Origin of the sequence: Streptomyces sp. G5(2025) (assembly GCF_049542075.1) — a bacterium.
In the GTDB taxonomy this organism is placed as follows: Bacteria; Actinomycetota; Actinomycetes; order Streptomycetales; family Streptomycetaceae; genus Streptomyces.
Map to the genome: position 1 here is coordinate 1,001,627 of NZ_JBMUZT010000002.1, position 23,297 is coordinate 1,024,923.

A 23,297-nucleotide genomic window follows, 5' to 3' on the forward strand; every position below is an offset into this window, starting at 1 on the left:
CCATTTTTCCTAGGCCGTGCGCAGAAAGCGGTCGAGGACACGGACGCCGAAGTGCAGCGCGTCGACGGGCACGCGCTCGTCGACTCCGTGGAAGAGCGCCTGGTAGTCGAAGCCCTCCGGTGTTCTCAGCGGCGAGAAGCCGTAGCCGGTGATGCCGAGCCGCGAGAACTGCTTGGCGTCCGTACCGCCCGACATGCAGTACGGCACGACGTGCCCCTCGGGTGCGAACTCCTCGACGGCCGCCCGCATCCTCGCGTACGTCGGCGAGTCGACCGGCGCCTGGAGCGCCACCTCGCGGTGGTGGAACTCCCAGTCGACGTCAGGGCCGGTGAGCAGGTCAAGCGTGTGGCGGAACTCTTCCTCGCCGCCGGGCAGAAAGCGGCCGTCGACGTAGGCCACGGCCTCCCCGGGAATCACATTGACCTTGTAACCCGACTGGAGCATCGTGGGGTTGGCGCTGTTGCGGACCGTGGGCTCGACGAGCGCGGCGGTCGGGCCGAGCTTCTCCATGAAGGCGTCGACGTCGAAGCCGGGTGCCTCGGGGTCGCTCTCCAGGCCGTAGAGCGTGGCCAGTTCGACGAGGGAGGCGCGCACGGTCGGGGTGAGCCGGACCGGCCAGCGGTGCTCGCCGATGCGGGCGATGGCGGCGGCCAGTCTGCTCACGGCGTTGGCGCGGTTCACCTTGGAGCCGTGGCCCGCCGTGCCGCGCGCGGTCAGCTTGAGCCAGCCGGTGCCGCGCTCGCCCGCCGCGATCGGGTAGATCCGGTTGCCGCGCCCGTCGTGGAAGGTGAAGGCGCCCGACTCGCTGACGCCTTCCGTGCAGCCCTCGAAGAGCGGCGCGTGCCGGTCGGCGAGGAACCCGGAGCCGTCGGCGGCGCTGGCCTCCTCGTCGGCGGTGAAGGCGATCACGATGTCCCGCCGGGGCCGCACTCCGGCGCGTGCCCACCGCCGTACGACGGCCAGGATCATGGCGTCCATGTTCTTCATGTCGATCGCGCCGCGGCCCCAGACGACGCCGTCGCGGATCTCTCCGGAGAAGGGGTGCACGCTCCAGTCGGCGGCCTCGGCGGGCACGACGTCGAGGTGGCCGTGGACGAGCAGCGCGTCGGCGCCGGGGTCGGTGCCCTTGATGCGGGCGACGACGTTCGTACGGCCCGGGGTGCGTTCGAGGAGCGTGGGGGTGAGGCCGGCGTCGGCGAGGCGTTCGGCGGCGTACTCGGCGGCGGGCCGCTCGCGGCAGTCGCCGTCGCCGCGGTTGGTGGTGTCGATGCGGATGAGCTCGGAGGTGAAGGTGACGACCTCGTCGAGCGCCCGCGCGTCCACCTGCCCGTCGTCCACCTGATCCCCGGGTTCGTGGTCCTGCTCCTGACCCTGGCCCTGCTGCTGGCTAGCCATACTGCTCCTCCACGGCGGCGGAGGCGATCGTCGTAACCGCCTTGAAGGTACGGATCCCCTCGTACATCGTCTCGCTGTCGTACGCGACCTTGCGCTCCCCCGTACGGCGCACCCCCGGCACGACGGTCGACGCCATCGACAGGTGCTCGGCGTCGAACTCGACCTCCACGGTGAACGGTCCGGCCACGACCGGTTCGTGCCGCACCGCGAGCGCGGCGGCGTCCTTCGCGGCGGCCCGGATGCCGGCGGCGGTGCGGGTGGGGGTGCGGCAGACCGCGGCGTAGCGCGACACGTGGTCCTTGACGGCGACCTTCAGGGCGCCGGGCGCGTATCCGAGGGCGTCCTCGCAGGCCAGGTCGTCGCCGGTGACGAGCACCACGGGGACGCCGTACTCGGCGACGACGTGTGAGTTGAGCAGCCCTTCGCTGGCGCGTACGCCGTTGACCCAGACGCCGGTGATCTGGTTGGCGAGGTAGGTGTGCGCGAGGACGCCCTCCATGCCGGCGCCCGCGTGATAGCCGAGGAACGCGATGCCGTCCACGTCGCCGTGCTGCACGCCCTCGACCATGGACAGCGACTTGTGCCGCCCGGTGAGCATCTGGGCCCGCTCGTCCAGCCGCTCTAGGAGCAGATTGCGCATGGTCCAGTGCGCTTCATTGATGAGCACCTCGTCGGCGCCGCCGTCGAAGAACCCGAGCGCGGCGGCGTTCACGTCCGAGGTGAACATCGCCCGGCACCGCTCCCACGGCGCGGTGCCCGGCAGCACGTCGGCCGGGCAGGTCACTCCGGTCGCGCCCTCCATGTCGGCGCTGATGAGGATCTTCATAAGGTTCCACCGTCCCCTCGGGCCGGAGCACCAAACAGCGTACGCCGACTCGGTTGTCGACATGCGTTGCCCTGGCTCCCAGCGGCAGCGCGAGTGTAGACGGGTGGCGCGGGCCGGACGTGGCACATCGTGAGCGAGCCGTCCGTCATCGCGTGGCCGAACATCGACGCCACCACGGGCGTGACCGTCAGCAGACCCGCGGCGAGCAGCCCGCCGCCGGGCCCCTGCCGGCGGCGGACCACCCGGTACGTCACCAGGCCACAACGGCCCGGGCGGTCTCCTCGTCGATGCGGGGGCGGCGGACGCGGATCGGGTCGCTCACCGCGTGGCCAGATCCTTGCGGGCCATGGCCATCTGGCCACTCGTCGGCGCCGGGACGGCCCGCGCAGGATCGAGACATGAAGGTTCTCTGGATATTCGCCCACCCCGAGCAGTGCTCCCTGGCCGGTTCCCTGATGGCCGAGGGGCTTCGCACGCTGGACGCGCTCGGACACGAGAACCGCGTCTCCGACCTCTACGCCATGGGCTGGAAGGCCGTCGTGGACGCCGACGACTTCGGCGGACCGAGCGGATCGAGCGGTCCGAGCGGATCAAGCGGACCGGACCGCGACCGGCTCTTCATCGGGGCCGAGCAGGAACGCGCGTACGAGTACGGCGCATTGAGCGCGGACATCCGGGGCGAGCAGGAGAAGATCCGCTGGGCGGACACGCTCGTCTTCCAGTTTCCGCTCTGGTGGTTCGGGCCGCCCGCGATCCTCAAGGGCTGGTTCGACCGCGTACTGGTGCAGGGGTTCGGGTTCGGCCTCCAGGGGCCCGACGGCCGGACCTTGCGGTACGGAGAGGGCGGTCTGGCCGGCAAGAGGGCGCTGATCGTCACGTCCGTCGGTGCGCGGGAGTCCGGCTTCGGCCCGCGCGGCATCCACGGTCAGCTCGACGAGGTGCTCTTTCCGTTGCTGCACGGCACGTTCTGGTACACCGGCATGGCCGCGCTCCCGCCGTTCGTCGTGTACGGCGCGGACCGGCTCACGCGGGACGGACACGCGCGGGGCGCGGACGCCTTGCGCGAGCGGTTGCGCACGCTGGGCACCACCGCGCCGCTGCCCTTCCACCACGAGAACGGCGGGGCGTACGACGAGGATCTGGTGCTGCAGCCGGAGTTCGCGCCGGGGAGGTCGGGTCTCGGCGTGCACCGCTGAGGGCGGGGCCGCCCGGCGCGCCGCCCTCAGTCCAGGGCGTCCCGCTCCGGCAGGTCCCGCGCGCCGAGGCGCAGATGCTCGATGTGGTAGACGGCCTCGTCCAGGAGCTGGGCCACGTGGTTGTCGTAGAGGCTGTAGACGATGCGGCGGCCCTGCCGGGAGCCGGTGACCAGGCCGAGGGCGCGCAGCAGGCGCAACTGGTGGGAGACCGCCGACTGTTCCATGCCGACGGCCTCGGCGAGCGCGCCGACACCGCACGGCCCTTGGCGCAACTTGGTGAGGATCATCAGCCGGGACGGTGTGGCGAGCGCTTGCAGGGTGGCGGCGATCGTGGCGGCGGAGTCCGCGTCGAGGTGCGTCGCTGGGGTGATCTTGCTGTCGACTCCGTGTCCCATGCGGCAATCCTACTCGTCGTATAAGTGAAGACCTCTTCATGTGTTCCGCTATGGTGGAAGGACCGCCCCCCGAAGCGTCCCCGAACACACGAGGTGTGCCCCGATGTCTTCCGCCCTGGTGGGCGACCGGCCGAGCCCGGCCTCCGCCACCGCCGTGCCCGCGCCGGCGCGCCGCGCCCGGCTCGTCGCCCTGCCCGAGGTCCGCTGGGCCGCGCTGGCGACGGCCGCTTTCCTGCTCGCGTTCCCGCTGGACCTCGCCGGGGCGCCCGCCTGGACGTGGGGTCCCCTCTACGTCCTCTGTTACGCGGCCGGCGGCTGGGAGCCGGGCGTGGCGGGGCTCCGGGCGCTGCGGGAACGGAGTCTGGACGTCGATCTGCTGATGGTGGTGGCGGCCCTCGGCGCCGCCGCCATCGGGCAGTTCCTGGACGGCGGCCTGCTCATCGTCATCTTCGCGGTGTCCGGGGCGCTGGAGGCGCTGGCGACGCGGCGCACGGCGGACTCCGTGCGCGGTCTGCTGGATCTCGCGCCCGCGATGGCACTGCGTCTTCACACTGACAGCACTGACAGCACTGACAGCACTTGCAACACTGGCAACACTGACGACACAGAGGGCGGCGGGGAGCGGGTGCCGGCGGACGCGCTGCGGATCGGCGACATCGTGCTCGTACGGCCCGGTGAGCGGCTGCCCGCCGACGGCGCCGTGCTGAACGGTGCCAGTGAGGTCGACCAGGCCACCATCACCGGGGAGCCGCTGCCGGTGGCGAAGGAGGCGGGCGACGAGGTGTTCGCGGGCACTCTCAACGGCACGGGCGCGCTGCGCGTACGCGTCGGCCGTGACCCGGCGGACTCCGTGATCGCCCGTATCGTGGCGATGGTCGAGGAGGCCAGCGAGACCAAGGCACCCACGCAGCTGTTCATCGAGAAGGTCGAGCAGCGGTACTCGGTGGGCGTGGTGGTGGCGACCCTCGCGCTGTTCGCCGTGCCGCTCGCCCTCGGCGCCGCGTTCACCGAGACGCTGCTGCGGGCCATGACCTTCATGATCGTGGCCTCGCCCTGCGCGGTGGTGCTCGCGACGATGCCGCCGCTGCTCTCGGCGATCGCCAACGCGGGGCGGCACGGCGTGCTCGTGAAGTCGGCGGTGGTGATGGAGCGGCTCGGCGCGGTGACCAAGGTCGCCCTGGACAAGACGGGCACGCTCACCGAGGGCGCGCCCCGCCTCACGGACATCCGTACGCTGCCGGGTTGCGGCCTCACCGAGGACGAGGTGCTGGCGTTGGCGGCGGCCGCCGAGCATCCCAGCGAACACCCGCTCGCCCGCGCCGTGGTCGGCGCCGCCCGCGAGCGCGGTCTTGCCCTGGCAAAGGCGGGTGACTTCGCCGCCGCCCCGGGGCGCGGCGTGCGCGCGGTCGTCGCGGGCCGCACCGTCCAGGTCGGCAGCCCGGACCGCCTTCTCGCCGCCGCCGACGAGGCTTCCCGTACGTCGGTCATGGCGGTGGACGCGATGACGCGGGCGGCGGCGGACGCGGACGCCCGCACGGTCGTCCTCGTCGTGGTCGACGACGTCCCCGCGGCCCTGCTGCGCCTCGCCGACCTGCCGCGTGCCGGGGCCGCCGAGGCGGTCGCGGGCCTGCGTGAACTCACGGGCTCCGCACCCGTGTTGCTGACCGGGGACAGCGCCTACGCCGCGGCGCGCCTCGCGGAGGAGACCGGGATCGAGGAGGTCCGGGCGGGGCTCCTGCCGCAGGACAAGGTGGCGGCCGTACGGGAGTGGGAGGAGCGGGGCGAGCGGGTCCTCGTCGTCGGCGACGGCGTGAACGACGCGCCCGCGCTCGCCGCCGCGCACAGCGGCATCGCCATGGGCAGGACCGGCTCCGACCTGACCCTGGAGACCGCCGACGCGGTGGTGGTCCGGGACGAACTCGCCACGGTCCCCGCCGTGGTGGCGCTCTCCCGGCGGGCCCGGCGCGTGGTGGTGCAGAACCTCGTCATCGCCTCCGTGTGCGTCGGCACGCTGGTGACCTGGGACCTGGCGGGCCACCTTCCGCTGCCGCTGGGTGTGGCGGGGCATGAGGGTTCCACGGTCCTGGTCGGGCTCAACGGCCTGCGGCTGCTGCGAGGTTCGGCGTGGCGCCAGTAGAGCAACACGATCGGCGGAGGCCGACGGTCCCGCCTGTCGCGCTCAACGCCCCACCCCCACCCCGCCACCATCCGACGCGGCATCATCCGACGCGGCACCAGGAGGGCGGCGGCACCGACCGCAGACTCCGCTGAGTTCCAGGGTGTGCTCCAGTTCCGCGAAGCCGGTGCTCTCGGCGAGGCGTTCGGTCCACGTCTCGACGTCGCGCGCGTCGACCGGCTGGCTGCGGCCGCAGCGGCGGCAGATGAGGTAGTGGCGGTGCTCGTCGGTGGGCCGCCGGAGGTAGAGCCGCTCGCCGGACTCGTCCCGTACGACGTCGACGAGTCCGGCGCGGTCGAGCTCCCGCAGCGCGCGGTAGACGGTGGTGAGTCCGACCGCGCTGCCGAGTCCGGCGAGCAGGGCGTGCAGTTCCTGGGCGGAGACGAACTCCCGGCAACGGCCGAGGGTTTCGAGCACGGCGGCGCGCTGCGGTGTCCTGCGCACGCCGGTCACCGCGCGCCCGCCCTCCGCCACGGGACGGCCCCCTCGTGATCCCTGCGGCCCGGTGGCCCCCACGCCGGTGCCGCCGCCCGTCACGGCACCCCCTCCCCCGCCGTCACCGTCGCGCGCGAGGCGCCCCGGAAGCTCAGCGTGCGGTAGACCGAGACGCCGCCCGCCAGCTCCGCGCACGCCTGGGAGGCCGCCGTCACCCGGCGGGTGTACGCGGGGTCGGTGGCGTCGAGCAGGACGCCGAGGGTCGTACCGCTGTGGCCGACCGCCACACCGAGGCCGCCGACCTCGCGGCAGACGGCCCGCACCGGCTCCAACAGGCGTTTGTGCCGCAGGCGCTGGTTCATCAGAGCGCTGCGGGTGGCGACGCGGCCGACCTCCGCGAGGTCCCGTGCGCGCACGGCGTCGGTGAGCCGCGCGAGCAGGGCGGCGTAGGCGTGGCGGTCCGCCGCGGTGAACGGTTTGGGGATGCGGTTGAAGTCCACCGTGTCGACCGAGCCGCCCTCGTCGACGCCGACCACGGCCATGGCGGGCAGCGACCCGAGGACCGCGCGCAGCCGCACGCTGCGGTGGTGGAAGGCGACGATCGCGGGGTAGAGCACACCGTCGGTGGGCTCGATGCGGGACAGGAGCCGTTCGATGCGGGCGGGCGGCATGGGGACGCCGAGGGCCCGGCCGACGGCCCGCGCGGTGGCGACCAGGTCGGCGGAGGAGCTGGCGAGCCCCTTGCCCTCGGGGATGACGCTGCTGACGGTGAGCGTCCCGCCGCGCGCGGACCTCGCGCCCCGCGGCGCCAAGTCGGCGATCATGCGGGCCAGTTGAAGCGCCTTCGTCTTGCGCGGCGGCCAGACCTCCAGCTCGCCCGAGTCGGACTCCTGCCGGTAGGTGGCCATGCTCCAGCGGGCGACGGGCAGCGTCACGAGGAAGTCGCCGTCCTCCTCGGGCAACACGCCCTGGAGCAGCTCCCCGAAGGTGCCGAAGGCGGTACCCACACCGGTGGCCACCCCCGGCCCCCGCCCGCCCGGACGCGGCCCCTGCCGCGGCAGGCGAGCCCTCGCTCCGGCCTCCTGGGACAGCTTCACGCGACTCCTCTCGACACGGCGGGACGCGCGCACACGGCGACGCACCACCTCTCATGGACGCACCGCCCGTCAGCGACGCACCGCTCCTGGGACAGTGTGACGACCTTACCCGGTCTTGACAATCATTTTCATCTAGTGTGATGCTCTCGGCGTCTTTCTTCCGCTCCGACGTCCCAACGGGGGGATCCGCGCCATGCATCCACACATCGCCGAAGCGGTGAAAAAGCCCGACCTCATATCCCTCGAACCGGATCTGGCCTGCCTCCGCTTCGAGACCATGAAGATCTACTCGGCTCTCGGAGCCGTCCGCCACCTCCTCGAAACAGGTGCCGTCCAGCCCGGCGACACCCTCATCGACAGCTCCAGCGGCATCTACGCCCAGGCCCTGGCCCTGGCCTGCCACCGCTACGGCATGAAGTGCCACATCGTCGGCTCCACCACGGTGGACCGCTCGACCCGCGTCCAGCTGGAGATACTCGGCGCCACCCTGGAACAGGTCGCGCCCTCCAAGGACCTCCGACTCGACCAGGAGTTGAGGGTGCGGCGCATCGCCGAGATCCTGGCCGCCAACCCCTCGTACCACTGGATGCGGCAGTACCACGACGCCATCCACTACTACGGCTACCGCGAGGTCGCCGAGTCGATCGACGCCGGCATCCCGACGGGCCCCCTCGCGCTCGTCGGCGGCGTGGGGTCGGGCGCCTCCACCGGGGCCCTCGCCACGTATCTGCGCGGGGCCGGACGCGACGTGACGCTCGTCGGCGTACAGCCCTTCGGCAGTGTCACCTTCGGCTCCGAGCACGTCGCCGACCCGGACATGATCATCGCCGGTATCGGCAGCGCCATCGAGTTCCAGAACGTCCGGCACGACCTGTACGACCGCGTGCACTGGGTGAACTTCGACTGCGCCGTCTCCGGAGCGGTCGCCCTGCTGCGCACCAGCGGCATCTTCGCCGGGCTCTCCGCGGGCGCCGCGTATCTGAGCGCCCTGTGGGAGCGGCGCGGGGACGGCTCGCGCACCTACGTCTTCATCGCGGCCGACACGGGCCACCGCTACGTCGAGAGCGCGTACTCACGGCACGAACAGGCCCTGGACGTCGACACGTTGAAGCCGCATGAGATCACCTCGCTCGACCAGCTGCGCCACCCCTGGTCCACCACGGCCTGGCCCGCCACCGCCTGACGTTCCCGGCAGCCGGCCGCCACCTCTGCTCCTTCAACACCCCTGTAGATCAAGAGAGAACACCATGTCGCGTCCCATACCCCCCCTACCCCACACCACCGTCGCGGAGCTGACGGAGGCCGTCCTCGCGGGCGAGCACGGCCCCGATCCGGCCGACCTCACCGTCACCAGCGCGTTCTGGCTCTACAACACGACCCGGCTGGCCGGTGGTGACGTCACCTACCACAACCACTACTTGCTGCTGCGCGTCGGCGACTCCTTCGGCGCGTGCTCCTTCGAGGCCGGTGAACTCGCCCCCGAATTCTGCGAGAACGCCTCCGGCCACTCCCTCGACAAGCTGCTGCGCGACGAGTCCGCGCCGGTGCGGACCGCCGCCCTGGACGCCTACCTGTCCCGGGTGCGCCCGCACCGCGACGCCGACGACGCCGAGCGCGTCATGCTGCCCACCGGCACGCCGGAGGTCCGCGCCGAGGCGCGCGACGCCGCTGTGGCGGGGCTGCTCGACATCGAGCCCGGCGCCAAGGTCGCCCTGATCGGCGTCGTCAATCCGCTGGTCGCGGCGATCCGGGAGCGGGGCGGCGTCTGCCTGCCCTGCGACCTGAACCTGCGGACGACCGCGTGGGGCGACCCCGTGACCGACGACATGACCGAGGTCCTCGCGCAGGCCGACGCGGTGGTCGCCACCGGCATGACGCTCAGCAACGGCACCTTCGACCTGATCCTGCGGCACTGCGTCGAGCACCGCGTCCCGCTCACCGTCTACGCCCAGAGCGGCAGCGCCGTCGCCCGCGCCTTCCTCGGCGCGGGAGTCACCGGACTCAACGCCGAGCCGTTCACGTTCTCCCAGTTCAGCGCCGACGCCACGCCGATGTACCGCTACCGCGCCGCCCTCGCGAACGGAGCGGATGCGTGAGCGTCGACGCTGTGAAGGGCCCTGCCGTGGACAAGGCAGAGGAACCGATCCCGGGCGATCTGCGCATGGCCCGCACCCTGTGGCCGGTGCTGCTCGCCTCGGCGGTGGGGCTGCTGCCGTTCACCGTCTTCAGCACCTACCTCGTGCCGATCGCCGACGAGGCGGGCAGCGGCGTCGCCGCGATGGGCGGCCTGCGCGGACTCGGCGGCCTCGCCGCCCTGCTGGTGGGCACGGCCCTGGCCCCGCTGATCGACCGGGTGCCGAAGGAGTGGGCGGCGGCCGGCGCGCTCGTCGCCCTCGGGGCGTCCGCCGCCCTCGGCGCCAGCGGCGACTTCGTCCTGCTCGCCGTGTTCTGCCTGCTCATCGGCGCGAGTACGGCCGTCCTGAACCCGGCGCTGACGGCCGCCGCCGCCGACCGCTTCGGCACCGGCAAGGCCGCCGGGCGCGCGGCGACACTGGTCACGGCCACGCAGTCGATGACCGCCATGCTCGCGGCACCCGTCATAGCGCTGCCCGCGCTGTTCTGGGGCTGGCAGGGCGACCTGTTCGGCGTGACGGTGGTGTCGCTGCTGCTCGCGGTGGTCTTCGTGGCCCGCCGCAAGAGGGAGGCCTCCCCGGATGACGCTCCGGCTGAGCGACGCCTCGGCTACCTCGCCTCGTTCAAGGCGTTGGCCGCCGTGCGCGGGGTGGTGCCGCTGCTGCTCATCGGCTTCCTGCGCACCGCCGTGTTCATGGGCTACCTGGCGTATCTCGCGGCCTTCTACGAGGAGCGGTTCGATCTCGACGCCGGGCTGTTCGCGTTCGTGTGGACGCTCAGCGGCGCGTCGTTCTTCGTCAGCAACCTCCTCACCGGCCGCATCACCAACTCCGCCGCGCCGCGCGTCGCCACGGAACGCCTGCTCGGCATCGGTCTGGTCGCCGCCCTCGTCTCCGTCGTGGGCTTCTACTTCACGCACTGGCTGCCGCTCTCCCTCGCCATGACCGCGCTGCACGCGGCCAGCCACGCAATCGTCGCCGCGTGCGTGGTCAGCCTCATCGTGCGGCGCTGCGGCACGACGCTGCGCGGCTCGGCGCTGAGTCTCAACGCGGCGGGCCAGAGCCTTGGGGTGTTCGTCGGCGCGGCGCTCGGCGGCGCGGGCCTCGGCCTCGCCGGCTACCCCGGCACCGCCGCCGTCTTCGGCGCCCTGGTCGTCGCCGCGCTCGGCGCGGCCGTCCTGGTGCTGCGCGCGTCCCGGAGCGGCGAGGAAACGGAGGCCGGATCAGCATGAGCACCCTCACGGAGGCGGCGCCCGCGCGCCCCCGGGCCGCCGTACGGGACCGGCTCGCCTCGCCCGGGGCCCTGGCCCTGACCTGCGTCGCGCTCTTCCTCGTCCTGGTCGCGTCCGTCGTCGTGGCCATCGGTCTGGGCGCCGCCTTCGTGACGCCCGCCGAGACCGCCCGCTATCTGTGGGCGGCGCTCACGGGCGGGCGCATCGGCGCCGACGAGACGACGACGTACCAGATCATCTGGCAGATCCGCACACCGCGCGTCCTGCTCGCCGCGCTGGTGGGCGCCGGGCTCAGCGCGGTCGGCGTCGCCATCCAGGCCATGGTGCGCAACGCCCTCGCCGACCCCTTCGTCCTCGGTGTCTCCTCCGGGGCGTCGGTGGGCGCCGTCGCGGTGACGGTCACCGGCGGCCTGGCCGCGCTCGGGGTGTACGCGGTGTCGGCGGGGGCGTTCCTCGGGGCGCTCGTCGCGTCGTTCCTCGTGTACGTCGCCTCGTCCAGCGGCGGCGTCCTCTCGCCGCTGCGTCTCGTGTTGACCGGTGTCGCCATGTCCCTGGGCTTCCAGGCCGTGATGAGCGTCATCATCTACTTCGCGCCGGACAGCGAGGCGACCGGCATGGTCCTGTACTGGACCATGGGCAGCTTCGGCGCCGCCAGTTGGGCCGCGCTGCCCGTCGTCGCCGCGGTCGTCCTGCTCGGCCTCGCCGTGCTGTACCGCCACGGCCGCGCCCTGGACGTGCTCGCGCTCGGCGACGAGACCGCGGCGAGCCTCGGCCTGAGCCCCGACCGGCACCGCAGGTCGCTGCTGGTGCTGGTCTCGCTGGTCACCGGCGTGATGGTGGCGGTGAGCGGCGCCATCAGCTTCGTGGGGCTCGTCATGCCGCACCTGGTGCGCATGGTGGTCGGCGCCGGCCACGCCCGGGTCCTGGCCGTCGCCCCGCTGGTCGGCGCGGTCTTCATGGTCTGGGTCGACCTGCTGTCCCGGACGGTGGTCGCGCCGCGCGAACTGCCGCTGGGTGTCATCACCGCGCTCGTCGGAGTACCGGTGTTCATCGCGCTGATGCGCCGCAAGGGCTATGTGTTCGGGGGCCGTTGAGATGGACTTGCGAATCGAGGGGCTCGGTGTCGTCATCGACGGCAAGAGCCTGGTGCGGGACCTCTCGCTCGACGCGGGCAGCGGCGAGGTCGTCGGCCTCGTCGGCCCGAACGGCAGCGGCAAGTCGACCGCGCTGCGCTGCGTCTACCGCGCGCTGCGCCCGGCCACCGGCACGGTGCGGGTCGGCGGCGACGACATCGCGGGCCTGTCGATGCGCCGCAGCGCGCAGCTCGTCGCCGCGATGACGCAGGACGGCGCCGTCGACCTGGACTTCACCGTCGAGGAGGTCGTGGCGCTCGGCCGCGCCCCGCACCAGCGGGGCAACCAGGCGCTCAGCGCGCGCGAGCGGGAGCTGTGCGCGGGGGCGATGGAGCGGCTCGACATCCTCCACCTGGCCAAACGGGGCGTCCTGACCCTGTCCGGCGGGGAGCGCCAGCGCGTCCTGCTCGCCCGCGCCCTCGTCCAGGAGCCCCGGATCCTGGTGCTCGACGAGCCGACCAACCACCTCGACGTGCGCCACCAGATCGAGATGCTCTCGCATCTGCGGGGCGCCGGACTGACCGTCCTGGTCGTGCTGCACGACCTCAACCTCGCGGCCGCCGCCTGCGACCGGATCGGTGTCCTGTCCCAGGGGCGCCTGGTGGCTTCGGGGTCCCCCGCCGACGTACTCACCGAGAGCCTGGTGGCCGATGTGTTCGGCGTGAAGGCGACCGTCGTACCCCATCCGCTGACAGGTGATCCACAACTGCTGTACGCGCTCCACCCCTCCCTCTGATCCCTCTGCCCCTCTGAACCCTCTGGCCCTCTGATCCGGCCCCGCACTCCGCGGGAACACCTCTGAAAGGCACCACATCCCCATGTCACACATCCGGTCCATCACCCTCGGGTCCGCGCTCGCGGCCACGCTGCTGCTGAGCGGCTGCGGCGCCGAGGTCGAGACGGACGGCGACGCCAAGGCGGCCGAGAAGACCACCGTCAAGAGATGCGGCGAGCCCGTCTCCTACAAGGTGCCCCAGCGTGCCGTGGCCTACGAGGGCGGCAGCGCCGACAAGCTGTTCAGCCTCGGCCTGACGAAGCACGTCCACGGGTACGTGATGCCGCCCGCCAACCCGCCGGTGAGCGAGTCGCCGTGGGCGTCGGAGTACGCCAAGGTGAAGATGCTCAGCGACGACCTGCTCAACAAGGAGATCGTCGTCGAGGCCAAGTCGGACTTCGTCGTCGCGGGCTGGAACTCCGGCTTCAGCGACCAGCGCGGCATCACCCCGAAGATCCTGGACAAGCTCGGCGTCCAGAGCTTCATGCACACGGAGAGCTGCTACAACTACCCCGGATATCCGCAGAAGGTCACGCCGTTCAACGCGCTCTACAGCGACCTGGAGCGGCTCGGGAAGATCTTCCACGTCGAGAAGAAGGCCGGTCAGGTCGTCGGGGGCCTCAAGAAGCGCGTGGCGGCCGTCAAGAAGCAGGCGCCCAAGGGCGATCCGGTGCCGGTCTTCCTCTACGACTCCGGGACCGACCAGCCCTTCACCGCCGGCAGCCAGGTCCCGCCGAACGACATCATCAAGACGGCGGGCGGCAGGAACATCTTCGACGGGCTCGACGAGCGCTGGACGCAGGTGAACTGGGAGGCCGTCACCAAGGCCGAGCCCGAGGTCGTCATCATCTTCGACTACGGCGACCAGCCCGCGAAGAAGAAGATCGAGTTCCTGAAGAAGTCCCCGCACACGAAGGAGCTGCCCGCCGTCAAGAAGAACAACTTCTTCGTCCTCGACTACAACGAGGGCATCAGCGGGCCCCGCAACATCGACGGCCTGGAGAAGTTCGGGAAGTACCTGGGTGAGCTGAAGCGCTGACCCTCTTCCGATTCGGACGGTTCAGCCCGCGAAAGGCGTGCCCGGCAGCCCCTGGCCCGCGTCCGGCACCACGAGCACCGACCCCGCCAGCGGGTGCGGGCGCTCCTGGCCGGCGCGGGCCGTGGTGATGTAGAGGTCGCGCAGGCCGGGGCCGCCGAAGGCGCAGGCGGTGGGCCGGGGCACCGGGAGGTCGATGACCCGGTCGAGCCGTCCGTCGAGGGTGTAGCGGTGGACGGCTCCGCCGTTCCAGAGGGCGACCCAGACGCAGCCCTCGGCGTCGACGGTGAGTCCGTCGGGGTCGCCCGCGCCGTCCTCGATCACCGCGAACGGGCGGCGGTTCCGTGCGTGGCGTCCGTCGAAGTCGAGGACGTCGACCCGGCGCGTGGGGCTGTCGGCGTAGTACATGAGCCGCCCGTCGGGGCTCCAGCCCGTGCCGTTGCTGACGGCGACGTCGCCGAGCGGTGCGGACTGCTCGGTGACGGTGCCGTCGGGGGCGACGCGGGTGAGGCCGCCGCCGCCCGGCGCCTCGTCGTAGCGCATGGTGCCCGCCCAGAGCGCGCCGTCGGGTGAGACGGCGGCGTCGTTGCCGCGGCGGCCCGGTACGGGGGCGCGCACCAGCCAGGTGAAGGACGCGCCGCCGGGGCCGTACAGGCCGACGCCGTCGCGGAGGTTGACCACCAGGCCGCCGCCCGCGCGGGGCTTGGCCGCGCCGACGTGCTGTTCGGTGGCCATGACCGTGCGGTGGCCGTCGCCGGGAGCGTACGTATGGACGCGTGAGGCGAGGATGTCGACCCAGATGAGGCGCTCGGCCCCCGTGTCCCAGGTGGGGCCCTCACCGAGCAGGGCCTGCTCGCGGACCGCCACCTCGTACGCGTACCTCCGCACGGACACGGCGCTCACCGCCCGCCCCGGTGGCCGAGGCGGAGGGACAGGTCACCGGCTCCCTTGGCGGCCAGCTCGGCCAGTTCCCGCTCGCGCTCCTCGCTCCAGCGGATCATCGGCACGGAGATGGACAGGGCGGCGACGACCCGGCCCGCGCTGTCGCGCACGGGCGCGGCCACGCAGCTGACGTCGGGGTTGGACTCCCGGTGTTCGACGGCGACGCCCCGCTCCCGGATGTCCGCGAGTACGGCGGCCAGCTCGTCGGGGTCGGTGATGCTGGCGGGGGTCATCGCCACGAACTCCCGCCCCTTCAGGCGCGTTTCGAGCTCCGGCTGCGGCAGCGAGGCGAGCAGCATCTTGCCGACGGAGGTGCAGTGCGCCGGGAGCCGGCGGCCCGCCGCGGAGACCATGCGCACGGCGTGCGTGGAGTCGACCTTGGCGATGTAGATGACGTCCGTGTCCTCCAGGATGGCGACGTGGACGGTCTCGTCGCAGGTCTCGGCGACCTCGCGGGCCACCTGCTGCCCCTCGGCCGCGAGGTCGAGCTGCTCGGCGTAGCGGCTGCCGAGCTGGTAGGTGCGTACGCCGAGGCGGTAGCGGCCCGGCTGGTCCGGGATCTGCGCCAGGTAGGAGCGGGCCGCCAAGGTGGTGAGCAGTTCGTGCACGGTGGTGCGCGGCAGCTGGAGCCTGCGGGTCACCTCGGGCGCGGAGAGCGTCCCGTCGCCTTCCAGGAACAGTTCGAGTATGTCCAGCGACCTGGTCACCGCGGGAACCAGTCGTCCCATGAGGCCTCCCACCCTGAGCGCGAACCCGTGCGTCCGAAACTTCGGTCGCTGATCGGTATGACGAACACAGGTTAGGCATGCCGCCGTTCGCGACGCAATGGCCCTCACGGCCCCGGAAGGGCGGTGCCAAGTCGCCGCCGGGGCCGCCTCAAGACCGTTTCGCGCGAACCATTGACACCTTCCGGCCACCGTGAATAACGTCACGCCAGCATTTCGAACGTGTGACGAAATACCGAACAAGTCAAGGGACAACTGCCTTGCGCATCACGGGAATCAGCACGCATGTGGTCGGAACGCCCTGGCGTAACCTCACCTACGTCCAGGTCCACACCGACGAAGGCCTGACGGGCGTCGGCGAGACGCGCATGCTCGGCCACACCGACGCGCTCATCGGCTACCTCCGCGAGGCGGAGGCCAACCACATCAAGGGGTCGGACCCGTTCGCGGTCGAGGACCTGGTGCGCCGGATGAAGTACGGCGACTACGGCCGGGCCGGCGAGATCGTCATGTCCGGCATCGCGGTCATCGAGATGGCCTGCTGGGACATCAAGGGCAAGGCGCTCGGCGTCCCCGTGTGGCAGCTGCTCGGCGGCAAGGTCACGGACCGCGTCAAGGCGTACGCCAACGGCTGGTACACCACGGAGCGCACCCCGGAGGCCTACCACAAGGCCGCCCAGGGCGTCATGGAGCGCGGCTACCGCGCGCTGAAGATCGATCCCTTCGGCACCGGCCACTACGAGCTGGACCACGAACAGAGCCTGTACGCCGTGTCGTTGATCGAGGCCGTGCGGGACGCGATCGGGCCGGACGCCGAGCTGATGCTGGAGATGCACGGCCGCTTCTCGCCCGCCACGGCGGTCCGCCTGGCCCGCGATCTCGCGCCGTTCCGCCCGGCCTGGCTGGAGGAGCCGGTGCCGCCGGAGAACCTCAAGGCCCTGGAGAAGGTCGCCGCGAAGGTGGACATGCCGGTGGCCACCGGTGAGCGCATCCACGACCGGATCGAGTTCCGGGAGCTGTTCGAGAGCCAGGCCGTGGACATCATCCAGCCGGACGTCGGGCACATCGGCGGCATCTGGGAGACCCGCAAGCTCGCGGCCACCGCCGAGACGCACTACATGCTGGTCGCCCCGCACAACGTGGGCGGCCCCGTTCTGACGGCCGCCTCGCTCCAAGTCGGCTTCACCGCGCCGAACTTCAAGATCCTCGAACACTTCAACGACTTCGCGGACGCCGACATCAAGAAGGTCGTCAAGGGCGCGCCGCGGGTCGACCCGGAGACGGGCTGCTTCGAGCTGTCGCACGAGCCGGGCCTCGGCGTCGAACTGGACACCGACGCGGCCGCCGAGTTCCCGCAGCAGCAGGCCCGGTTCGACCTGTGGGCCGAGGGCTGGGAGAAGCGGTCTCCCGGCGGGGCGGGGAAGTGAGCAACCGCGCGACCCGCGGCGACGGGCCGGACGAGGAAGTGAACAGCCGCGCTACCTGCGCCAACCGGCCGCGGGAGGAAGTAAACAGCTGTGTGACCCGCGCCGACCGGCCGGGCAAGGAAGTGAACAGCCGCACGCCCCTGGCCGACCAGCCCGGCGACGAAGAGAACAACCGCACACCCCTGGCCGACCAGCCCGGCGACGAAGAGAACAACCGCACCGCCATCACCCCCGACCCGCCGTACGAGGAAGCGGCCGGCCGCACAGCCGCCAGCAACCGGCCAGGCGTAAAAGCGCGCAGCCGCGCCGTCGTCGTCGACCGGCCGGGCGAGCACCGGCTGGTCACCGGTGACGTCCCGGAGCCGGGCCCCGGCGAGGTCCTCGTGCGGGTGGCGGCCGCCGGGATCTGCATGAGCGACCGCGAGGTGTACGACGGTCATCGCGACGCCGCGTATGTGCGCTACCCGGTGACCCCGGGCCACGAGTGGTCCGGGACCGTGGCGGCGGTGGGCGCGGGCGTCGACCCCGCCCTCGTCGGCCGCAGGACCGTCGCGGAGGGGTTCCGGGCCTGCGGTGTCTGCGAGCGCTGCCGGTGCGGGGAGACCAGCCTGTGCACCGGCGGCTACGCCGAGACCGGGTTCACCGAGCCGGGCGCCTTCGCCGACCACCTCACGGTGCCCGCCCGGCTCCTGCACCCGCTGCGGGACGACGCCGACCTGCGCGCGGCGGCCCTCCTTGAGCCGTCCGCGGTGATCGCCGCCGCGGTGCGGGCGGGCCGCCCGAGGCCCGGCGAGCGCGTCGCGGTGGTCGGCGCGGGCACCCTCGGTCTGCTCGCGGTGCAGCTCCTCGCCGCGTCGAACCCCGCCGAGCTGGCCGTCGTCGACCCACGGGCGGCCCGCGGCGAGCAGGCGAGGGACTTCGGGGCCACGGCGGCCCTCTCCCCCGACGAGGCGGATTCGGCGCACGGCCGCTTCGACCTGGTCGTGGAGACGGCGGGCGCGCCGACCACCGCCGCCTCGTCGTGCCTGCTCGCCCGCCGGGGCGGCCGGGTGGTGCTCACCGGCATGTTCACGCCGGGCGCGGCCGGCATCGACCCGGTGCATCTGTCGCTGAGCCAGCTGGAGGTGCGGTCCGTGTTCGGGGCGCCGTCGTCGGCGTGGTCGGAGGCGGTGCGGGCGTTCGGACTCGGGCTGTTGGATCCGGCCTCGCTGATCACCCACGACTTCCCTCTGGAGCGGTTCGGGGAGGCCGTCGCATTGGTCGGCGGGGGTGATCCGAAGGTCGGGAAGGTGCTTCTGCTGCCTTGAGTTCCCGCGGCCACCCGCAGCCGGCCGCGCCCCCGCGGCGGAGCCGCCGACCGACACAGCCCCGCGCCCCTTGGGGGCGCTTCCCCTCACGCATTGGAGTCCCGTGACCGCCCCGTCAGCCCCCCGGCGCCCCGGCGCCGACGCCCTCGCCCGTATCGGCCATCCCGTGCCCGCCGCCGATCCGGCCGACGCCTCGCCCCACACGTTCCCCGACGGCGGCACGTGGCGCACCGAGATCCCCTCCGCCGAAGGGCCCGAGGCGCTCGCCGTCGTCCTCAAGGAGAGCGCGCGCCTGGACCTGCCCGTCCACCGGATCAGCCAGGGCAGCGGCGTCTGGATGCTCGGTGACGACGAGATCACCGAGATGGTGGAGTCCTGTGCCGAACGCGACATCGAGCTGTGCCTGTTCACGGGGCCGCGCGGCACCTGGGACATCGGCGGCTCGACCCGCACCGACTCCGGCGGCGCGGGGCTGCGCGCCCGTGGCCACGACGCGCTCGCGGGCTGCGTCGAGGACGCCGTGCGCGCCACCGGGCTCGGCGTGAAGTGCCTCCTCGTCGCCGACGAGGGCGTGCTGTGGACGCTGCACAGACTCCGCGCCGCCGGGGTGCTCCCCGCCGACACCACCTTCAAGCTGTCCGCGCTGACCGGTCCGGTCAACCCGGCCTCGTACGCGGTGTACGAGCGTCTTGGCGCCGACTCCCTGAACGTGCCGTCCGATCTGACCCCCGCCCACCTCACCGAGATCCGCCGGGTCAGCCGGGCGCCGATGGACATGTACGTCGAGGCCCCCGACGACCTCGGCGGCTACGTCCGGATGTACGAGGTCGCCGAGCTGATCCGGCGCGGCGCCCCGCTGTATGTGAAGTTCGGCCTCGCCAAGGCCACCGGCATCTACCCGTACGGCGCCCACCTGCGCGAGCACGCCCTCGCCACGGCCCGGGAGCGGGTCAGGCGCGGCCGTCTCGCCCTGGATCTGCTGGTCCGGCACGGCGCGGACGGCGGCATGTCGCCGCTCGGCTCGCGGCTGCCGGGCGAGCTGTGCCGTTTCCCCGTCCCGGAAGGGGACTGACCCATGCGCACCCGCACTCCCGTCATCGCCGTCGCCACCGCGCTGCTCGCCGTCTCGCTGTCCGCCTGCGGTCAGGAGGCCAAGGGCGGCAGCCGCTACAAGCCGGACGACGGCAAGGGCGGCACGATCGGTCTCGCCATGCCCACCAAGTCCTCCGAGCGGTGGATAGCCGACGGCAGGAACATGGCGGCGCAGTTCAAGATGGCCGGTTACGACACCGACCTCCAGTACGGCGACGACAAGGTGGAGAACCAGGTCGCCCAGATCGAGAACATGATCACGAAGGGGCACCGGCTGCTGGTGGTGGCCGCGATCAACGGCTCGGCGCTCACCGACGTGCTCAAGCGCGCCCATGACGCGGGCATCCCCGTCATCTCGTACGACCGCCTCATCCTCGGCACGAAGAACGTGAACTACTACGCGTCGTTCGACAACGAACGCGTGGGGCGGCTCCAGGGCCAGTACCTCGTCGACAAGCTGAAGCTCGGCAAGCCCGACAAGAACGCCGACGGCACGCGGTCCATCGAGCTGTTCGCGGGCGACCCGGACGACAACAACACCAAGTACTTCTGGAACGGCGCCATGAAGGTGCTGAAGCCGTACTTCGAGTCCGGTCAGCTCGTGGTGCGCAGCAAGCAGACGCGGCTGAACCAGGTTACGACGCTGAAGTGGGACGGCGGCACGGCGCAGAAGCGCATGGACGACCTGATCAGCAAGAGCTACGGCGACCAGCGCGTCGACGCGGTGCTCTCGCCCTACGACGGGATCTCCATCGGCATCATCTCGGCGCTCAAGAGCGCGGGTTACGGCAGCAAGAGCGAGCCGCTGCCAGTCATCACCGGGCAGGACGCCGAGCTGGCGTCGGTGAAGTCGATCATTCGGGGTGAGCAGACGCAGACGGTGTTCAAGGACACGCGCAAGCTGGCCGCGCAGACGGTGAAGATGGGCGACGCGGTCCTGGCGGGCAAGAAGGTGCAGGTCAACAACACCACGGACTACAACAACGGCGAGAAGACCGTCCCGGCGTTCCTCCTGGAGCCGGTCAGCGTCGACAAGTCGAACACCAAGCTCCTCGTGGACGAGGGGTACTTCACGGCGGGGCAGCTCACGTGAGCGCGCCCATCCTGGAGATGCGCGGGATCACCAAGACGTTCCCCGGCGTCAAGGCGCTCTCCGGTGTGGACCTGACGGTGCGGAACGGGGAGATCCACGCGATCTGCGGCGAGAACGGCGCGGGCAAGTCGACGCTGATGAAGGTCCTCAGCGGTGTGTACCCGCACGGCAGTTACGACGGCGAGATCCTCTTCGAGGGCGAGCCGATGGCCTTCAAGGACATCCGGGCCGGCGAGCGCCACGGCATCGTGATCATCCACCAGGAACTGGCGCTGGTCCCGTACCTGTCGATCGCCGAGAACATCTTCCTCGGCAACGAACAGACCCGGCGCGGCTTCATCGACTGGAACAACACCCTGCGCCGGGCGAGCGCCCTGCTCAAGCGGGTCGGGCTGCGCGAGAAGCCGCAGACGCCGGTCTCCGACATCGGCGTGGGCAAGCAACAGCTGGTGGAGATCGCCAAGGCCCTGTCGAAGGAGGTGAAGCTGCTGATCCTCGACGAGCCGACGGCCGCGCTCAACGACGAGGACAGCGCGAAGCTGCTCGACCTGATCGTGGAACTGCGCGAGCAGGGCATCTCCAGCGTCATCATCTCGCACAAGCTGAACGAGATCCGGCAGATCACCGACGCCGTGACCATCCTGCGCGACGGCTGCACCATCGAGTCCCTGACGGTACGCCGGACGCCGCGGCACGAGCCGGAGTTGTCGGAGGACCGGATCATCCGGGGCATGGTCGGCCGCGACCTCGACCACCGCTTTCCCGAGCGCACGCCGTACGAGGGCACCGACGCGGGCGAACTCGCCCTGGCGGTGGAGGGCTGGACGGTGCGCCACCCCGTCGACCACCAGCGCACGGTCGTCGACGACGTGTCGCTGACGGTGCGGCGCGGTGAGATCGTCGGCATCGCGGGCCTGATGGGCGCGGGCCGCACCGAACTCGCGATGTCCGTCTTCGGGCGCTCCTACGGGCAGTACGTCGCCGGGACCGTGGCGGTGAACGGCCGCCCGGTCGTGACCAGGACGGTCCCGGCGGCCGTCGACGCCGGCATCGCGTACGTCACCGAGGACCGCAAGCGCTACGGCCTGAACCTCATCGACAACATCAACCGCAATGTGTCGCTGGCCTCGCTGCCGGGGATGCGGCGGCGCGGCGGCCTCGGCGGCTTCGGCGGCTTCGGCGGCTTCGGCGGCTTCGTTGACGAACACCACGAGCGGCAGGTGTCCGAGCGCTACCGCACGTCGATGAACATCAAGACCCCCACCGTCTTCGAGCAGGTGGGCCGGCTGTCCGGCGGCAACCAGCAGAAGGTCGTCCTGAGCAAGTGGATCCACTCCGACCCCGAGGTGCTGATCCTCGACGAGCCGACGCGCGGCATCGACGTGGGCGCCAAGTACGAGATCTACACCGTCATCGACAAGCTCGCCGCGCAGGGCAAGGCGGTCCTGTTCATCTCCTCGGAGCTGCCGGAGCTGCTCGGGATGTGCGACCGGATCTACACGATGGCCGAGGGACGACTGACCGGCGAGGTCACGCGCGCGGAGGCCACCCAGGAAGTCCTGATGCGCCATATGACCAAGACCAGAAGCACCGGAAGCAAGAGCTGAGGCCGCCATGACCACCACGACCACTCCGCCGCGGGACTCGTCCTCCGCGCCACCGCCCGCCATGCGGGCGGCCGGTGCGCTGCTGTGGGACAGCATGCGCTCCAACATGCGCCAGTACGGCATGCTCATCGCCCTGGCCTTCATCGTCGTCCTGTTCCAGATCTGGACGGACGGCACGCTGCTGCTGCCGAACAACGTCTCCAACCTGATCCAGCAGAACGGTTACATCCTCATCCTGGCCATCGGCATGATGATCGTCATCATCGCGGGCCACATCGACCTGTCCGTCGGCTCGCTGGTCGCATTCGTCGGCGCCATGTCGGCGGTGATGATGGTCAAGCACGACATGCCGTGGGTCCTCGCCCTCGTCCTGTCGCTGGTGATCGGCGCGGTCGCCGGTGCCTGGCAGGGCTTCTTCATCGCGTACGTCGGCATCCCGTCGTTCATCGTGACGCTGGCCGGCATGCTGCTCTTCCGCGGCCTCACCCAGATCGTCCTGGAGGGGCAGTCGCTGGCGCCCTTCCCCGACGGCTTCCAGAACATCGCCAAGGGTTTCCTCACGGAGATGGGCCCGTACACGCAGTACCACAACCCGACGCTGCTCCTCGGCCTCGCCACCATCGCCTTCCTGCTCTTCCGCGAGTGGCGGGACCGCAAGCGGCAGCTGGCGTTCGAGCTGGATGTCCTGCCCACCGGGCTGTGGGCGGCCAAGTGCGTGGCGATGACGGCGGCCATCGTGGCGTTCACACTCACTCTCGCCAGCTTCCACGGCGTGCCGGTCGTCATGCTCATCATGTGCGCGCTGCTCATCGGCCTCGGCTATGTCATGCGCAACGCCGTCGTGGGCCGCCACGTGTACGCGCTCGGCGGCAACAAGGCCGCCGCCAAGCTCTCCGGCGTCAAGGACAAGCGCGTCACCTTCCTGGTCTTCGTCAACATGGGCGTCCTCGCGGCACTCGCGGGCTGTGTGTACGCGGCCCGCCTCAACGCGGGCACCCCGCAGGCCGGCCTGAACTTCGAACTGGAGGCGATCGCGGCCTCGTTCATCGGCGGCGCCTCGATGAGCGGCGGCGTCGGCACGGTGATGGGCGCGGTCATCGGCGGCCTGGTGCTCGGCGTGCTCAACAACGGCATGTCACTGGTCGGCATCGGCACGGACTACCAGCAGGTCATCAAGGGGCTGGTGCTGCTCGCCGCGGTCGGGTTCGACGTATGGAACAAGCGCAAGGTCGGCCGGTAAACCGCCCCCGTCCGTCACCCAACTCCCGGATCTGGA

21 protein-coding genes are annotated in these 23,297 nt (G+C 71.5%); 14 read left to right on the forward strand and 7 right to left on the reverse strand.

Annotation, left to right across the window (positions count from 1 at the left end):
• Positions 1–9: 9 nt before the first annotated feature.
• The gene (locus ACOBQB_RS04900; protein ID WP_423589051.1) at positions 10–1,395 is read right to left on the reverse strand and encodes a M20/M25/M40 family metallo-hydrolase; all 1,386 of its coding nucleotides are present in this window, start codon (positions 1,393–1,395) and stop codon (positions 10–12) included.
• On the reverse strand, positions 1,388–2,221 hold the full coding sequence (locus ACOBQB_RS04905; protein ID WP_423589053.1) for a M55 family metallopeptidase: 834 nt from the start codon (positions 2,219–2,221) through the stop codon (positions 1,388–1,390). Before ACOBQB_RS04905 ends, ACOBQB_RS04900 begins: the two co-directional genes overlap by 8 nt.
• 398 nt (positions 2,222–2,619) lie before the next feature.
• Between ACOBQB_RS04905 and ACOBQB_RS04910 the strand changes: the two genes are divergently transcribed.
• Entirely contained in the window at positions 2,620–3,417 is a 798-nt protein-coding gene (locus ACOBQB_RS04910) for an NAD(P)H-dependent oxidoreductase (protein WP_423589055.1), read from the forward strand.
• Positions 3,418–3,443: 26 nt separating this feature from the next.
• Here the strand turns inward: ACOBQB_RS04910 and ACOBQB_RS04915 are convergent, their stop codons facing one another.
• Positions 3,444–3,812: an ArsR/SmtB family transcription factor gene (locus ACOBQB_RS04915; protein ID WP_423589057.1), complete on the reverse strand. Its 369-nt coding sequence runs from the start codon at positions 3,810–3,812 to the stop codon at positions 3,444–3,446.
• Between the two features lie 103 nt (positions 3,813–3,915).
• Between ACOBQB_RS04915 and ACOBQB_RS04920 the strand changes: the two genes are divergently transcribed.
• On the forward strand, positions 3,916–5,949 hold the full coding sequence (locus ACOBQB_RS04920; protein ID WP_423589058.1) for a heavy metal translocating P-type ATPase: 2,034 nt from the start codon (positions 3,916–3,918) through the stop codon (positions 5,947–5,949).
• Positions 5,950–5,991: 42 nt separating this feature from the next.
• On the opposite strand, the gene ACOBQB_RS04925 is transcribed toward ACOBQB_RS04920, so the two are convergent.
• Both ACOBQB_RS04925 and ACOBQB_RS04930 read right to left on the reverse strand, forming a co-directional pair.
• The gene (locus ACOBQB_RS04925) at positions 5,992–6,462 is read right to left on the reverse strand and encodes a Fur family transcriptional regulator (RefSeq protein WP_423589059.1); all 471 of its coding nucleotides are present in this window, start codon (positions 6,460–6,462) and stop codon (positions 5,992–5,994) included.
• 59 nt (positions 6,463–6,521) lie between these two features.
• A complete protein-coding gene (locus ACOBQB_RS04930) occupies positions 6,522–7,442 on the reverse strand; it encodes a kinase (protein ID WP_423590403.1) in 921 nt (306 codons plus the stop codon).
• 271 nt (positions 7,443–7,713) lie between these two features.
• Here ACOBQB_RS04930 and ACOBQB_RS04935 point away from each other — a divergent pair, with 271 nt between their 5' ends.
• From ACOBQB_RS04935 to ACOBQB_RS04960, 6 genes are all read left to right on the forward strand, one after another.
• Positions 7,714–8,703, forward strand: coding sequence for a pyridoxal-phosphate dependent enzyme (locus tag ACOBQB_RS04935; RefSeq protein WP_423589061.1), 990 nt, complete (start codon positions 7,714–7,716; stop codon positions 8,701–8,703).
• Between the two features lie 64 nt (positions 8,704–8,767).
• Positions 8,768–9,616, forward strand: a complete 849-nt coding sequence (locus tag ACOBQB_RS04940) for a Rossmann-like domain-containing protein (protein ID WP_423589062.1) — start codon at positions 8,768–8,770, stop codon at positions 9,614–9,616.
• A complete protein-coding gene (locus ACOBQB_RS04945) occupies positions 9,613–10,884 on the forward strand; it encodes an MFS transporter (protein ID WP_423589064.1) in 1,272 nt (423 codons plus the stop codon). The genes ACOBQB_RS04940 and ACOBQB_RS04945 overlap by 4 nt, the downstream gene beginning before the upstream one ends.
• Positions 10,881–11,978, forward strand: coding sequence for a FecCD family ABC transporter permease (locus ACOBQB_RS04950; protein ID WP_423589066.1), 1,098 nt, complete (start codon positions 10,881–10,883; stop codon positions 11,976–11,978). The genes ACOBQB_RS04945 and ACOBQB_RS04950 overlap by 4 nt, the downstream gene beginning before the upstream one ends.
• Position 11,979: 1 nt before the next feature.
• The gene (locus ACOBQB_RS04955) at positions 11,980–12,753 is read left to right on the forward strand and encodes an ABC transporter ATP-binding protein (protein ID WP_423589068.1); all 774 of its coding nucleotides are present in this window, start codon (positions 11,980–11,982) and stop codon (positions 12,751–12,753) included.
• A gap of 82 nt (positions 12,754–12,835) precedes the next feature.
• Positions 12,836–13,831: an ABC transporter substrate-binding protein gene (locus ACOBQB_RS04960; protein WP_423589069.1), complete on the forward strand. Its 996-nt coding sequence runs from the start codon at positions 12,836–12,838 to the stop codon at positions 13,829–13,831.
• A gap of 21 nt (positions 13,832–13,852) precedes the next feature.
• On the opposite strand, the gene ACOBQB_RS04965 is transcribed toward ACOBQB_RS04960, so the two are convergent.
• Together ACOBQB_RS04965 and ACOBQB_RS04970 are read right to left on the reverse strand one after the other, a co-directional pair.
• Positions 13,853–14,722 (reverse strand): SMP-30/gluconolactonase/LRE family protein, encoded by an 870-nt coding sequence (locus ACOBQB_RS04965; RefSeq protein WP_423589070.1) that lies wholly within the window; start codon positions 14,720–14,722, stop codon positions 13,853–13,855.
• A gap of 5 nt (positions 14,723–14,727) precedes the next feature.
• On the reverse strand, positions 14,728–15,498 hold the full coding sequence (locus tag ACOBQB_RS04970) for an IclR family transcriptional regulator (RefSeq protein ID WP_423589072.1): 771 nt from the start codon (positions 15,496–15,498) through the stop codon (positions 14,728–14,730).
• Positions 15,499–15,755: 257 nt separating this feature from the next.
• Here ACOBQB_RS04970 and ACOBQB_RS04975 point away from each other — a divergent pair, with 257 nt between their 5' ends.
• The 6 genes from ACOBQB_RS04975 to mmsB all read left to right on the forward strand — a co-directional run bounded on the left by ACOBQB_RS04975 (position 15,756) and on the right by mmsB (position 23,261).
• Entirely contained in the window at positions 15,756–16,922 is a 1,167-nt protein-coding gene (locus ACOBQB_RS04975; RefSeq protein WP_423589074.1) for a mandelate racemase/muconate lactonizing enzyme family protein, read from the forward strand.
• Positions 16,923–17,260: 338 nt separating this feature from the next.
• A complete protein-coding gene (locus tag ACOBQB_RS04980) occupies positions 17,261–18,229 on the forward strand; it encodes a zinc-dependent alcohol dehydrogenase (RefSeq protein ID WP_423590404.1) in 969 nt (322 codons plus the stop codon).
• Positions 18,230–18,332: 103 nt separating this feature from the next.
• The gene (locus ACOBQB_RS04985) at positions 18,333–19,301 is read left to right on the forward strand and encodes a hypothetical protein (RefSeq protein ID WP_423589076.1); all 969 of its coding nucleotides are present in this window, start codon (positions 18,333–18,335) and stop codon (positions 19,299–19,301) included.
• A 3-nt stretch (positions 19,302–19,304) separates the two neighbouring features.
• Positions 19,305–20,414 (forward strand): multiple monosaccharide ABC transporter substrate-binding protein, encoded by a 1,110-nt coding sequence (gene chvE / locus ACOBQB_RS04990; RefSeq protein ID WP_423589078.1) that lies wholly within the window; start codon positions 19,305–19,307, stop codon positions 20,412–20,414.
• A 17-nt stretch (positions 20,415–20,431) separates the two neighbouring features.
• Positions 20,432–22,021, forward strand: a complete 1,590-nt coding sequence (gene mmsA, locus ACOBQB_RS04995; protein WP_423590406.1) for a multiple monosaccharide ABC transporter ATP-binding protein — start codon at positions 20,432–20,434, stop codon at positions 22,019–22,021.
• 7 nt (positions 22,022–22,028) lie between these two features.
• A complete protein-coding gene (gene mmsB / locus ACOBQB_RS05000) occupies positions 22,029–23,261 on the forward strand; it encodes a multiple monosaccharide ABC transporter permease (RefSeq protein ID WP_423589080.1) in 1,233 nt (410 codons plus the stop codon).
• Positions 23,262–23,297: the final 36 nt, after the last annotated feature.

Bases quoted from the DNA above. Each gene is read 5' to 3' on its own strand.
- ACOBQB_RS04900 (WP_423589051.1), bottom strand. From the start codon at position 1,395: ATGGCTAGCCAGCAGCAGGGCCAGGGTCAGGAGCAGGACCACGAACCC.
- ACOBQB_RS04905 (WP_423589053.1), bottom strand. From the start codon at position 2,221: ATGAAGATCCTCATCAGCGCCGACATGGAGGGCGCGACCGGAGTGACC.
- ACOBQB_RS04910 (WP_423589055.1), top strand. From the start codon at position 2,620: ATGAAGGTTCTCTGGATATTCGCCCACCCCGAGCAGTGCTCCCTGGCC.
- ACOBQB_RS04915 (WP_423589057.1), bottom strand. From the start codon at position 3,812: ATGGGACACGGAGTCGACAGCAAGATCACCCCAGCGACGCACCTCGAC.
- ACOBQB_RS04920 (WP_423589058.1), top strand. From the start codon at position 3,916: ATGTCTTCCGCCCTGGTGGGCGACCGGCCGAGCCCGGCCTCCGCCACC.
- ACOBQB_RS04935 (WP_423589061.1), top strand. From the start codon at position 7,714: ATGCATCCACACATCGCCGAAGCGGTGAAAAAGCCCGACCTCATATCC.
- ACOBQB_RS04940 (WP_423589062.1), top strand. From the start codon at position 8,768: ATGTCGCGTCCCATACCCCCCCTACCCCACACCACCGTCGCGGAGCTG.
- ACOBQB_RS04950 (WP_423589066.1), top strand. From the start codon at position 10,881: ATGAGCACCCTCACGGAGGCGGCGCCCGCGCGCCCCCGGGCCGCCGTA.
- ACOBQB_RS04955 (WP_423589068.1), top strand. From the start codon at position 11,980: ATGGACTTGCGAATCGAGGGGCTCGGTGTCGTCATCGACGGCAAGAGC.
- ACOBQB_RS04960 (WP_423589069.1), top strand. From the start codon at position 12,836: ATGTCACACATCCGGTCCATCACCCTCGGGTCCGCGCTCGCGGCCACG.
- ACOBQB_RS04970 (WP_423589072.1), bottom strand. From the start codon at position 15,498: ATGGGACGACTGGTTCCCGCGGTGACCAGGTCGCTGGACATACTCGAA.
- chvE (WP_423589078.1), top strand. From the start codon at position 19,305: ATGCGCACCCGCACTCCCGTCATCGCCGTCGCCACCGCGCTGCTCGCC.
- mmsA (WP_423590406.1), top strand. From the start codon at position 20,432: ATGCGCGGGATCACCAAGACGTTCCCCGGCGTCAAGGCGCTCTCCGGT.
- mmsB (WP_423589080.1), top strand. From the start codon at position 22,029: ATGACCACCACGACCACTCCGCCGCGGGACTCGTCCTCCGCGCCACCG.